Annotated in this window: 9 protein-coding genes; 3 read left to right on the top strand and 6 right to left on the bottom strand. The window is 52.8% G+C overall.

Annotation, left to right across the window (positions count from 1 at the left end; genetic code table 11):
* Positions 1–34: 34 nt before the first annotated feature.
* From CFK45_RS10010 to CFK45_RS10020, 3 genes are all read right to left on the bottom strand, one after another.
* Positions 35–1,435, bottom strand: a complete 1,401-nt coding sequence (locus CFK45_RS10010) for a CmpA/NrtA family ABC transporter substrate-binding protein (RefSeq protein WP_096086307.1) — start codon at positions 1,433–1,435, stop codon at positions 35–37.
* Positions 1,436–2,239: 804 nt separating this feature from the next.
* Complete coding sequence (locus tag CFK45_RS10015; RefSeq protein WP_096086368.1) at positions 2,240–2,626, bottom strand: group I truncated hemoglobin; 387 nt, start codon at positions 2,624–2,626, stop codon at positions 2,240–2,242.
* Positions 2,627–2,813: 187 nt separating this feature from the next.
* Complete coding sequence (locus CFK45_RS10020; protein ID WP_096086308.1) at positions 2,814–3,641, bottom strand: DUF599 domain-containing protein; 828 nt, start codon at positions 3,639–3,641, stop codon at positions 2,814–2,816.
* A gap of 140 nt (positions 3,642–3,781) precedes the next feature.
* Here CFK45_RS10020 and CFK45_RS10025 point away from each other — a divergent pair, with 140 nt between their 5' ends.
* Positions 3,782–5,008: a sensor domain-containing diguanylate cyclase gene (locus CFK45_RS10025; RefSeq protein ID WP_158224669.1), complete on the top strand. Its 1,227-nt coding sequence runs from the start codon at positions 3,782–3,784 to the stop codon at positions 5,006–5,008.
* Positions 5,009–5,031: 23 nt separating this feature from the next.
* On the opposite strand, the gene CFK45_RS10030 is transcribed toward CFK45_RS10025, so the two are convergent.
* From CFK45_RS10030 to CFK45_RS10040, 3 genes are read right to left on the bottom strand one after another with little or no spacing between them, the layout of a single operon-like run.
* Positions 5,032–5,577 carry a YfiR family protein gene (locus CFK45_RS10030; RefSeq protein ID WP_096086310.1) on the bottom strand — a complete coding sequence of 182 codons (546 nt, stop codon included), beginning with the start codon at positions 5,575–5,577 and terminating at the stop codon, positions 5,032–5,034.
* A complete protein-coding gene (locus tag CFK45_RS10035) occupies positions 5,574–8,723 on the bottom strand; it encodes a two-partner secretion domain-containing protein (protein WP_096086311.1) in 3,150 nt (1,049 codons plus the stop codon). The genes CFK45_RS10030 and CFK45_RS10035 overlap by 4 nt, the downstream gene beginning before the upstream one ends.
* A complete protein-coding gene (locus CFK45_RS10040; RefSeq protein WP_096086312.1) occupies positions 8,720–10,291 on the bottom strand; it encodes a ShlB/FhaC/HecB family hemolysin secretion/activation protein in 1,572 nt (523 codons plus the stop codon). The genes CFK45_RS10035 and CFK45_RS10040 overlap by 4 nt, the downstream gene beginning before the upstream one ends.
* 257 nt (positions 10,292–10,548) lie before the next feature.
* Here CFK45_RS10040 and CFK45_RS10045 point away from each other — a divergent pair, with 257 nt between their 5' ends.
* Both CFK45_RS10045 and CFK45_RS10050 read left to right on the top strand, forming a co-directional pair.
* A complete protein-coding gene (locus tag CFK45_RS10045; protein WP_096086313.1) occupies positions 10,549–11,235 on the top strand; it encodes an SDR family NAD(P)-dependent oxidoreductase in 687 nt (228 codons plus the stop codon).
* Between the two features lie 85 nt (positions 11,236–11,320).
* Complete coding sequence (locus CFK45_RS10050; RefSeq protein WP_096086314.1) at positions 11,321–12,394, top strand: alpha/beta hydrolase family protein; 1,074 nt, start codon at positions 11,321–11,323, stop codon at positions 12,392–12,394.
* Positions 12,395–12,410: the final 16 nt, after the last annotated feature.

Consider the following 12,410-nt stretch of genomic DNA (forward strand, 5'->3'; position numbering starts at 1 on the left):
AGGCCCCGTGTTTCCGTGTTAAGTCACTAAAGCCTTACTTGGAAACTACACCAGTTGCGCTGACGGTTTGACCTTGTTGAAGACCAATGGAGAACTTGGCCAGGTAGTCATTTGGTTTTTTGCCGTCGTAAACGATGTTGTCGATAAAGTGAGTCTGTGGATCGCGGTAACCATCGCTGCCGAAAGGAAAGTCTTCTTTCTTCACGTGGCCTTCTTTGATCAGCAACTCAGCGGCCTGCATGTAGATTTCAGGCTTGTACACTTTTTTGGCTACTTCGTGGTACCAACTGTCTGGCTTGTCGGTTTCGATTTGGCCCCAGCGACGCATCTGAGTCAGGTACCAGATGGCATCTGAATAGAATGGGTAGGTAGCGTAGTAGCGGTAGAATACGTTGAAGTCAGGTACTTCGCGCTTGTCGCCTTTTTCGTACTCGAAGGTGCCGGTCATTGAGTTGGCGATTACTTCGTAGTCGGCGCCAACGTAGTTAGGCTGGCTGAGAATCTTCACTGCAGCCGGGCGGTTGGCGTTGTCATTTTCGTCTAGCCATTTCGCTGCGCGAATAAGTGCTTTGACTACAGCAAGGTGGGTGTTGGGGTTTTCTTCAGCCCACTTAGAGTTCACGCCAAATACTTTTTCTGGGTTGTTTTTCCAGATTTCGTAGTCGGTTACAACTGGTACACCAATGCCTTTAAATACAGCTTGCTGGTTCCACGGCTCGCCTACGCAGTAACCGTAGATGGTGCCGGCTTCCATGGTGGCTGGCATTTGCGGAGGAGGGGTAACGCTGAGCAGGGTGTCGCCGTTAATTTGGCCAACCTGACCGGCAGCACCTGGGCCGTAATAACCCGGCTCAATACCACCGGCTGCAAGCCAGTAACGCAGCTCGTAGTTGTGAGTTGATACAGGGAAAACCATGCCCATGTTAAAAGGCTTGCCTTTCTCTTTATAACTGTCGACAACAGGCTTCAGTGCACTTGCCGAGATCGGGTGAACCGGCTTGCCGTCTTTGTCTTTGGGGATATTGGGTTTCATCTGTTTCCAGATGTCGTTGCTGACGGTGATGCCGTTGCCGTTTAAGTCCATCGAAAAGGCGGTGATGATGTGGGCTTCAGTACCGTAGCCGATGGTGGCGCCGAGTGGCTGGCCGGCGAGCATGTGAGCGCCGTCGAGTTTGCCATCAATCACACCGTCAAGCAGCACCTTCCAGTTTGCCTGGGCTTCAAGTTTTACAAACAGGCCTTCGTCTTCAAAATAGCCTTGCTCGTAAGCGACGGCCAGTGGTGCCATATCTGTGAGCTTAATAAAACCGAAGGTCAATTCGTCTTTTTCTACGTCGAGTTCTTCAGCGTAAGCAGTCGAGTTCAGGCTTAGCATTGAAAAAGCAGCGGCGCTTATTGCGGCGAGTTTTTTCAATGAAAAATTACCCTTAATCATTGTTGTCCCCTAATTGTTAGCAGTGGTGCTTAGAAAAAATGAAAATCTTTTGCATGCCTTAGGGGTATCGCAAAAGCCTTGCCAAATAAATTTTTCGTGTAAATACTTTTTTAAAAAGCCATATAAAACAGTAGCTTATGGCCGATGTGTGCCTGCTGCTGGAGGCTGTTTTTGATCTTGGGCAAAAAATGTTTACGCACCAGCGTGGGGAAAAGTGCACCTTTTTAGATGCAAAAAATAATTTTCGCGCAATTTTCGGAACAAAAAACATACAGCTGTTTTAGGCTGTGAACGCTTCTTTTGTGTGCCTTTGGTGCGAAGCTATAGGGCGTCTGCAAAAAATTGTCTTATATTGGGGCGCTTGCGATGCTGCTGGATTTTTACGGTGTTCAGCTTTAGCTCTTTTCACGCTGAGCAGCGCAGTCTGAAAATGCAGTGCACCAAGCTGGACGCGCTTCGCTGAGCTTATTCTGAGCTGCTTAAGTTATGCTCGGCGTGCACAAACGCCGTGGTTAAAAACAGGGGCACTATGCATTGGGCAGGCTGTTCTTGTCTGCTTTTCTTACCCTGAAGAGAATCTACTCAAGGCCTTAGCTGCGAGCAGGGTGAAAGAAGGCTGCTCAGAGTGAGGCGCGGTGTTTCGGGGGCTTGTGTAGCACGAACGTGTGTAGCAGCAACTTGTGTCGTGAGGGCTTGTGTAGCAGGGGTGTGTATAGCAAAGAGCGCACGCGGTACACGAAAGGGGTAGGCGTTGCAGTTAAATGCATTCAACTGCAACGCTGTAATAAATCTGTAGGCTGGGGCTTATTTATTTAACACGTCATCTTTTACACTTAATGCGATGGTGACGACTTCATCGATTTCACTTTGGCCGACTTTGAGCTCCGTTAAGGTTGCAACTAAGTTTTCAGCAACGGCGTTAAAGTGGGTTTCGTTTAAGTCCAGGTGTTTGTGTGCTTCGCGCATGCCTTTGCCGCTGAATTTTACCGGCCCGCCAAAGACATTGGTTAAAAAGGCTTTTTGTTTGCTGCTTTGCTGCTCCATATCGACACTGTCAAAAAAGTGTTTGATACGGGTATCGGCAATGATTTTTTCATAAAACAGGTCTACAGCTGCATTGACTGCGGCGCCGCCGCCGATACGTTCAAATAAACTGCTTGTTTCGTTTGTCTGGCTGTCGGTGTTGCTCATTTTTATTCCACAATAACTAAAAAGAAAAAATACAGGCCGGCTGTCCATAGCAATTTGCTGTAGACGAGCCATTAAGCCTTCACAGAATTAAGGCCTTCAATATAAGGTAAGCAAGAGCTTGGCCAGTATTAGTGTTAACAGGCCCTAGCAAGGCCCGGGTGGGCCCGGGCGCGCTTTTACCGGTGAGCTAGGGTTTAGCTTGGTTTTCGTCTGGTTTTGTTGTGTTTGTCTTTGGTGCAGTATCTTGTTCGGCTTGCGCCGTTCTGCGCCCCAGCTCGTAGCTTGGATCATAGAGATTGGGTGGGTAGTCGTCTCTGAGCAAGCGCACACTTGAGCTATTAAAGTCTCGATTGTAAAGCACGCGGGTAATCCACAAGGTGGCGGCGAGAAACAACCAGGGGTTTACAAACCAAGCCAGGGCGGCAATGCCGTAATAATAAGCGCGAATACCGCGGTTAAATTCATTGCCGGCTTGCGCATTAATTCTGGCCATGCGTTTGGCGCTGTTGCGCCAATAGGCTTCACTGGGCATGTATTTTTCACTCGGTGTGCCGCCTATTAATATGGTTAAGAAGTTAAACTGCCTAAGTGCCCAGGTGAATTTAAAATACGCAACAACAAAAACAACAATCAGCAGCATCAGCTTGAGCTCAAGCAAGGCGCGTGAACCGGTTGGTGCAAAGGGTAGGTCGGAAGTAAATACTTGCAGCTTGTCGACGGTGCCTATCAGGGCAAACAGGCCGGCAATAATGTAGATAGTGGTAGAGGCGTAAAACGATACGCTGCTCATCAAATTCGAGGCCAGCGACGCGCAGGCAACCGGTATTTCTCTGGTGGGGGTCAGCACTGCCCACTGCAGGCGGTATTCCTGGGTGATGCCGACAAGGCCGCGGCGGCCGCGGCTACCTGTTTCAGCAAAATAATAATATCCGGCCCAGCAGCTGATAAACACCAGCAGTGCGACAATATCAATCAGTGTTAGTGAGTTGTAGGCTTGAACTAAGTTTTTATCCATGTGACTTCCATCTTGATTGACTTCAGTCTAGACCGCGAAAGCACTGTGTGGTGATTTTCAAGCGCGGGGCGCTGCTCTATACTGGGCGCAATATGTAGGAAGAAAGTACTGAGTAGGGGATGAGGCTGAAGTTTTCGAGAATGCGAATTGCCACCAAGATTATGTTGGTGGTAGTGATGGGTATGAGCCTTGCTGTGCTGCTTACCATCGTCGCATTGAACTATTACGAACGCCGCGCCCAGGAAGAGCAGTTCTATAAACAGAGCCGCCTGCTGGCTGAGGTTGTTGCCCAGGGTGCGACGGCCTCGGTTGCCTTTCTCGATAAGCGCCGCGCGCGCGAAGAGCTCGACCCGCTGCGCCCGATTAATTCCATACGCTATGCCTGCCTTTACAGCACACAAATGCAAACGGTGCTTGCCGAGCTAAGCCGAGGCGGCGCAGATTTTCACTGTGATGTTCGCCACACTGATTTTAGCCTGGCAGAGACGCCGACCCAGCTGCAAATTTTACAGCCTATTCGCCGCAATGGGCTCACTGTCGGCGCCTTGTTTCTTGTTACCAGCAATGAAGAGCTGCAGCGTCGGCGACAGCAATTAATTTATATGTTGTTGCTCGCAGCGTTGAGCTCGTGTTTGGTGTCACTCATGTTGGTGAATTATTTTCAGCGCCGTATCTCCATGCCTATTGTGCGCTTGAACGCCGTCACCCGAGCAATTGCCAGCGATAAAGACTGGAGTCAGCGCGTTGAACGCTACAGTGAAGACGAGCTCGGTGAGCTGGTTGACAGTTTTAATGGCATGGTTGATCAGATCGAGCAGGATCAGCGCAAACTTGAGCAAATGGCTTATTACGACGCTCTGACCAAGCTGCCGAATCGGCGCTTGCTTGAAGAGCGTTTGAGCCGTGCAATTGCTCGGGCCAGGCGCAATGACAGCCAATACGCTGTGTGTTTTATCGACCTTGACGACTTTAAGTGGGTCAATGACACGCTCGGCCACGATGCCGGTGATTTGCTGCTGAAGCATCTGGCCGAGCGCGTATCGGCGGTTTTGCGCAAAGAAGATACCTTGGCGCGTTTTGGTGGCGATGAGTTTGTTATTGTCTCTGAGAATGTCCAGGATAAATCGCATATTGGCGCCCTGTGCAGCAAAGTACTCGAGGCGATATCGCAGCCGATGACCCTGGTGGACAGGCAGTATCAGTGTCGTGCAACAATCGGTGTTGCTTTAGGTGGGGCTAAAAATAACAGCATGATTACCCTGATGAAGCAGGCCGATATCGCCCTGTACGAAGCCAAAAAGACCGGCAAAAATAAATACGGTATCTTTGATGAAAAAACACATCAGGCGACCGAGCAGCCCGGCTAGTGGCAGCAGGTGTTAGCTGTTCTCTATTGCTTAATTTTGCGCGCTAAATGCAGCAGGTCAGCTTCTAAGAACAGCCCGGCTTCAAGGGCATTGCCGACATTAATATCAAAAGTGAGCTGATCGGTGGTGCGCATGATATTGATAATGCCGCCCCGGTCGGTAAACGCCTCTTGCTCGCCAACACTGAGCACATAATAATAATTAATATCGAGCCAAAACTCCGGCAGTTCGGCGTGTCTGTCCTGGCTGACAAACAGCATATGGCAACCACTGCGGATATCGTCGAGCTTTTGTGTCTGTTTAATGTTGAGTTTGCGCGAACCAATTAAGGTGCCGTCGACGGCATTGAGGTAGCTGCTAAATGGAATGCTGCCGTACAGGCACATCTGTATTGGTGCGTCGGCACTGGCAAAAGCTTCTTTGGGCCATTCAGCAAAATTGACAAAATTAAATAAAAACAGGGCCGTTAGCTGGTCATCGGCCTGCTGTTTGTTTTGCGCAAGCGCAGGCAGAGCACTTGCATAGATAATCGCCGCAGCGATCAATAGTTTGATTAACGCCTGCCTCACTGGTTGGCCTCCGGTAGTTCACCACCTATCCACAGCAGGCTTAGAAATTCTTTAATGGCTGATTTTTTATTGCAGCGTTTTATTTCTTCTTTGCTGTTCGCTTTGTCACATTCGCCCTGGTTCAAGCTCAATAGTTGATTGAGTTTGTCTGTGCTTTTAGCGGAGCTTTCGTTGTTTTCCGGCGCTATTTCGCTGTCGTTTTCATCGCGAGATAGCTCCTCGTTGACAATATCTTCGATATCCCTATCAGGGCTAGTCTCTGGTTCGGGGGTGGGCTCCGGTGTGGGCTCTGGTGTTGGTTCTGGAGTGGGCTCGGGTGTCGGTTCTGGTGTTGGCAGTGGCCCGGGAGGCACCTGCTGATCGAGGCGCACAATGCGGCCAGTCTCTGCGCTGATATTGGCACCGGTGGAGCTGGTGCTGTTGTCGATAACACTGCCGCCAGTGGTGCCCGCGCTGCTATTGTAAGTGGCAACTTCGGCAAAACTAAGCAGGTTTAGCTCGCCGACACTTTCAAGCAAAATATCGCCGCCCTGGGCGTGAATTTGGGTGCTGTCAGTGCCGTCGCCAACCGTAAAGTCAAAACCGCTGGCTGAGCTTGTTCGGTTGCTGATGCGAATACCGACTTGATTGCTTGGGCTCGAACCGAGACCGCCGTCGGCACCGGCGTCGGGGCTGCTGCTGAGTAGGCGTGTGCTGCGGTTGCTGGCCGGGTCGCCAATCTGGATATTGCCGTCGCTGACTTGAATGTCGATCAGGCCTTTGCGAATGCCGTCCGCGTTAAGGTCGTTCGCGCGCACGAGGTCTTGAATCGTCAGATTGCCATCGACGTTCAAACTGAAGTTGCCGTTGCTGACGTTGACAGACTGGTTGTTGCTAATGTGGTCAATCAGCAGCAAGTCGCCGCTGTTGTTGAGAGTTAAATCCCCGGGGCCGGTGAACTCAAAGCGCGCGCTATTAAAGCTTGCGTTGATGGTGGCGCTCTCGGTTGGGTTGGTAAACTTAACACTGGCAATATCGGCGGCAAGCTGAAGGTTGCGCGCTTCGGCGCCGCTGTCGCTGTCGTAGAGGTCGTCGACATTGATAATCAGTCGGCCCGGCACACTGATTCCCGACGCGGGAATAATGGCATCGGCCCCGCTTAAGACAATGCGAAGGTCCTCGGCGGCGCTTAACTGCTCAATGCTAATGTCACTGCTGCCGGTTATCAGTATGTCGTTACCCGCGGCGTTGATGTCGCTAAAACGCAGAGTTCGCCCGGCGGCGACGGTAATGATTTGGTTGGAGCCGGCGCCGATATGCAAGTCGAGGCGGGCGATGTTGTCGCCGAGATTCAGATCGACCGGGCCGGTCGGATTGCGGGCATTAAACAGTAAGCTGGCATCGTTTAAGGCAGAGTTGATATCGACGTTGAGGCTGCTCAGCGAGCGTATTTGCTCGGCCTGAAGTTGAATATTGCCGGCGCTGCTGAAGCCGCCGTCAACGAGCCGGATAAGCCCGGTGGCCGCGTTCATGCCAAGGCTGCTAACGCCGATATCGATATCTGAGCCGGCATCCATCAAAATACTGCGCCCGGCATTGACGGCAACATTGTTGTTTTCAACGCTGCTAAGGTCGCTGTCGATAATGGCGCCGGTGCTGGTAAAAATAATGTCGCGCTCGGCGTTAAGGTTGAGGCTGTTGCCGTTGGCATTGTTGATATCAATTGCCGCTTCGATGCTGATGTCGCCCGCGCCGGCACCACTGGCATTGGTGGTGTCGATTTGCACACTGCCAAGGGCGAGCTGTGTGTTAATGGTGGCGACATCAATAATTGAGCTGTCGCCGCTGGGGACCCAACTAATTGGGTTGCTGCCGCTAAAACTGCCACCGCTGTCGGGGCCGTTGCTGATAACGATATCGGTCGGGTCGATGTAGTAGAGGCCGTGCTCTGCCGCAAGTGCATGGGCGCGCACATCGACAAGGCCGTGGGCACTGACATGCTGATAACCCGAAACTTCGACAAAACCGCCGTCGCCGGCGACAAGACCTCCGCGCGCATGGATGTTCGCGCCTTTTTCAAACAGGGTATTTGTCTCTGAGATCAAGGTAACCTTGCCGCCATCTCCGCGCTCGCCGGCGCTGGCGCTGATATGGCTGTCGCCGGTGACAACCAGCGTTTCACCGGTGCGCACGCTGATATCGCCGCCGCCAGCGGTGTTGCCATCGGCGATGATACTGCCACTTAGCACACTGCGTTCGGCGTCGATACTGATATTGGCGGAGGTCGAGCCGTCAGCCGCTTCGCTGGCTCTCAGCTCGCCGCTGTTGATAACATCGCCGCCACTGGCGACCAGGCGCAACTCACCGTTTACGTTTTTTAAGCCGCTGGCGAGTACAACACCGTCGTTGTTGATAACGGAGCTGGTCAGTGCGTGTTTGGCTGCGGCGCTTAACACAATGCGGCCCGCTTTTAATTCGCCGCTATTGTCTATGCGCAGCTGTGCATTCTGTGCGGGGCTCAGCCCAATGCTGTCGCCAGCGAAATGCAGAACACGCTCGCTGTCGGCGAGAAACTCGATATGGCCGTCGCTGTGAATTTGGCCGCTATTGTCTATGTCGTGGCTGATAAAACTGACATAGGCCAGTTCGCCAGAGCTTTGAATATGGCCCTGGTTGACTATGCCTGCAGAACTTTGGCCGGCAAAGCTAAGCTGGCCTGAATCGATATCAAATGCCTCGAGTGGCAGGGTGCTGACGCCGAGCGAGCCAACTTGAATATTGGCACTTGGTGCAAATAAAACGCCGTTCTGGTTGATCAGAAAGACCTGGCCGTTGGCGTCTAAGCTGCCGAAGATTTCCGAGGCCTGGTTGCCGGTCACCCGGTTGACTGCAATGGCATTGGCGTTGGGCTGCTCAAACTGTACACGCTCGCCCTTGGCGATATTAAAACTGTCGTAGTCGATCAGCACGTTTTGGCTGTGTTGATGGATGTGCGTATCTTTGCCCTGTTGCTGAATATCAGCAGAGCCTGAGACAACGCGGCCGTTTTGCGGCGCGGCCACCGCCGCCGAGCTTAGACTCAAGGCAATTAGCAAGCTCAGTGTGCGGCGTTTGAGGCGCAGTTTTTGGGCTGGCTTTTGGCCTTGCTTTTGATACGGCTTTGTCATGGCCAGCGATACTCCAGTTCGGCAAGCAGGCCCGCACCTTCAACGAGCTGGCCGGAATCCAGGCGCTGCTGTTGATTGTGGCCGGCCTGCAGTTTGAGATTGAGCTTGTTGCCAAGCGCTGTAATTAAACCCAGGCCGAGTGAGTTCAAGCTTGCGCTGTCAATCGTGTTGCCGTCGAGATCGAGCTTGTCGCCGGAGGCGTAGTCAAAAAACACAAAGGGGCTGAGCCGCCACCAGTGTGCATTGGCGCCGTCTACACCGCTAATCATATAGGGCAAGTGCCACTCGAGGCTGTTAACTAAGCCGCGATCTGCGGCAAAGGAGCCCGCCTGCACCGAGCGCGCGCCCCAGGCACCGCCGAGTGCAATCTGGTCAAAAGAGCTGACACGCTTTTGGCTGTACTGACCGCGCAGCGACCAGCGAAAGCTCGAATACAGCCTGTGGCGGGCTTCATTTGGCCACGACCACCCCAGATAATACGCAAAACCGGTTTTGTCGTAAGCTTGATCGTCGATGTAGCCGTCGATACTGAACTGGCCCCGGGAATGCCCGATGAAAATAAAGTGCTGGGCGCGATCGCCCTGGCGCTGCAGTTGCCAGCGAAGCCCGAAACTTTGTGCGCGTTCGTCCTGCTCTATGCTCGGGTCGTCGACGATGGATTCGAAGTCGGTTTCTTTTTGCTGCAGGTTTAAGCTCCACTGCTGGCCACCGCGCCAGGTTTTGGCAAAGTCCTGGCTGAAACTTACCGAGTAGACGCTGGCGTCGCCGTTTAGCTCGAGCGATGCAAACTCATTGCCGACCCCAAAGACGTTGTTGCTGGCGCTGAGGTTGATGCGCAAAGCTGGATTCGACAGCGGGCTTGAATACTGCAGGTAGCCGTAGCTATTGGTTTTATCGTCGCCTTTGGAGGCGAGCACGGCGGCGCTGAGCCGGTCGAGCCGCCCGGTCGGGCTCAGCCAGCGCCCTTCGAGGGTCAAGCGCTCTTTACCTGTTTCGGGCGAGCCGTAGTTGTCGAGCTTGGCTGAAGCGCGAAGGCCGGACACTTCTGAGAGTTTGATGTTCAGGCGCACACTGTCGCGCTGGCTGCCGCGGCTGTAATAAGCAAAGGCTTTGATTTCTTCGGCGTTGCGAAGCTGGGTTAAGACTTTGTCGATATCGGGCTGATAGACGGGCTCGCCGATAAAACGCTTAAATTTGTTTAACACCAGCTTGTCGCTGACCGGGCTCTGGTTGTCCAGTTGCACATCGGAGAGATTAATGGTGCGGATGTTGATACTCACAGCGCCGTCGCTAACACCCTGCTCGGCGAGGTGGGCGTAGTGAAACTTGTAGCCGCGCTGGCGCATAAACGCGGTCAGTTGATCGCTGATATTGAGCAGGTCATTGTAGTTGACCGAGCGCGGCAGTGGGCCTTGAATCTTATCCAGGTAGCTCTTGAGCTCGGCCAGCGGCATCGGCTCGCGAAAGTTGTCAAAACGGCCGACAAGCGCGAGTTCGCGCAGCTCAAAGCTCAGTTCTTGCTGGGCGGCACTTAGCGGTGCTAAAACAAATGACAGGCATGCGGCCACGAAAGAGCACGCCAGCAGGAAAGGTTTGCGGCGCAAAGGGCGTTTAAGCCGGAGCGGGTGGTAGAATACACAAGTGAAAAAAACGGTGTTCACGAAATGCGCTGAACCTGTTTATTATTCTGATTTATTGTTGTTATTTTGCTCAATTTGAGCTTTGTGTGCATTCTCTCACAGTTTTTACTTAATTGTGTAATATTTCTTAGCTCTCTACTTGCTGCTGTGTTAGGCGGTTTGTTTGGCTGTATTAAGGAAATCAAATGGATAAATGTGTGCTTATTACCGGGGCCAACCGCGGCTTGGGTTTAGGTTTCTGTCAGCACTATCTGGCGCTCGGCTGGCGGGTATACGCCTGTTGCCGAGAGCCGCAGCTGCTCGAAGAGCGTTTGCAAAATCACAGTAAACTCTTAGCTGTGAGCCTGGATTTAAGCTGCAATAGCAGTATAGAGCAGTGCGTCAATCTCATACTGTCGTCGAGTTCTCAGTTTGACCTGCTAATAAATAATGCTGGCATTAGCTGCAATGCAGATTTTGGTCAGTGGTGTGCCGAGGACTTCGAACAGAGCTTTCGCATCAATGCCATCGCTCCGGCGCTGCTTGTTCAAGGTTTGCGTGAGACCTTAAAGCCGGCGGCCAAAATAGTGCAGTTAAGTTCAGGCCTGGCGTCGGCTTCAAATGCATTGTCACAAAAAGCGAGCGATGCCTTTGCGAGCTATGCGATGAGTAAAGCCGCGCTCAATATGCTAAGCGCCAAGCTTGCAGCGAACCTGCCTGAGCAGGTTGTGCTGAGTATGAGCCCAGGTTGGGTTCGAACGCAGATGGGCGGGGCGGACGCACCGGAATCGGTGCAAGAGCTTGTGCCTAAGTTTTGTTCAAGCATAGAGCGGCTAAGCGCTGAGCACAGCGGTGGTTTTTTTGACGAAAACGGCGAAGTTATCGCTTTTTAGTCTAGTTCTGCGATGCTTGTCGCGCTTGTTTGATGCATCTGCTTGTTTGGTGGCAGCGTATTCCGGTAAAACACAGCCGTGGTGAATGACCGTGCCATCAAACAATGCAAATTTGCTTCTAAGCTTATTTTTAATACTTTTTTTAGTGTGCGCCAGCGCCTGTTCAGGTGCTGGTGACAGCGGTGGTGACGTTCAAGTTAAAGCTGTCAGCGTTCCGTCGCCGGAGGCTGAGCTTGTCGGCGAAAGTGAGCGCTCAGCTAATACCGAACCCAGCCCAATACCGGATACAGTTATGCAGTCTGAACCAGTTAACGAGGCCGAAGATCAAGCTTCAAGCGATGCCGCCTTGCCCCCGGCGCCGGAACGTTTTTATTGGGGCAGTGGTGAACAGCAGTTCGCCGATCTCTACCTGCCAAAAGGCAGCGGGCCGTGGCCGGTAATCGTTATGATTCACGGCGGCTGCTGGACAGCGGCCTGGGGCCTGGGTTTGCAAGAGCCGTTGGCGGCAGCGTTACAGGCAGAAGGTTATGCCGTGTGGAATATCGAGTATCGCCGCCTCGGCAACGGCGGAGAGTGGCCGGCGATGTTTTTAGATGTTGCGGCGGCCAGTGATTTTCTTGCTGATTTGCGCCACGCCCAGCTTGATTTAAATCGTATGGCAGTGATGGGGCACAGCGCTGGTGGGCAGCTGGCGCTGTGGCTGGCCAGTCGCAAGCAGTTGCATCCCAGTTCTGAGCTCGGCTCGGTGTCGGCTTTGGCCCACCACGCAGCGGTGGATTTTCGTTTGGCGGTATCGCTAGCCGGTATTCCCGATATGACAACCGTTGCCTGTGGCAATGAACTGCGCGTAATCGGAGCTGATAGTTTGGCCGACGGAGAGTTAGAGCGCCGTCTGAGCGAGAGCTCGCCTTTGCATATGCTGCCTGCAGATTGTCCGACCCTGTTGATTGCCGGTGGCCGGGATGGGCTCTCTCCGCCAGATTTATCCCGCGCGTATGTCGATGCGGCCAATGCGGCCCAGTCTGTATCCCAGCTGCTAGTGTTAGACGACGCCGATCATATGTTTGTCAGCAGCGCTAAAATGCTCGGCCAGAGTAATCTGTTGGCGCATTTGCGCGAGGCACTTATGGGCGCTGCTAACGGCGCCGGGCAAGAATGATTTAAAGCCACCACCT

It is taken from the genome of Agaribacterium haliotis (assembly GCF_002312815.1).
GTDB classification, from domain to species: domain Bacteria; phylum Pseudomonadota; class Gammaproteobacteria; order Pseudomonadales; family Cellvibrionaceae; genus Agaribacterium; species Agaribacterium haliotis.

Coding starts and splice junctions, on each gene's coding strand:
- CFK45_RS10010 (WP_096086307.1), bottom strand. CDS start 1,435: ATGATTAAGGGTAATTTTTCATTGAAAAAACTCGCCGCAATAAGCGCC.
- CFK45_RS10015 (WP_096086368.1), bottom strand. CDS start 2,626: ATGAGCAACACCGACAGCCAGACAAACGAAACAAGCAGTTTATTTGAA.
- CFK45_RS10020 (WP_096086308.1), bottom strand. CDS start 3,641: ATGGATAAAAACTTAGTTCAAGCCTACAACTCACTAACACTGATTGAT.
- CFK45_RS10025 (WP_158224669.1), top strand. CDS start 3,782: ATGCGAATTGCCACCAAGATTATGTTGGTGGTAGTGATGGGTATGAGC.
- CFK45_RS10035 (WP_096086311.1), bottom strand. CDS start 8,723: ATGACAAAGCCGTATCAAAAGCAAGGCCAAAAGCCAGCCCAAAAACTG.
- CFK45_RS10045 (WP_096086313.1), top strand. CDS start 10,549: ATGGATAAATGTGTGCTTATTACCGGGGCCAACCGCGGCTTGGGTTTA.
- CFK45_RS10050 (WP_096086314.1), top strand. CDS start 11,321: ATGACCGTGCCATCAAACAATGCAAATTTGCTTCTAAGCTTATTTTTA.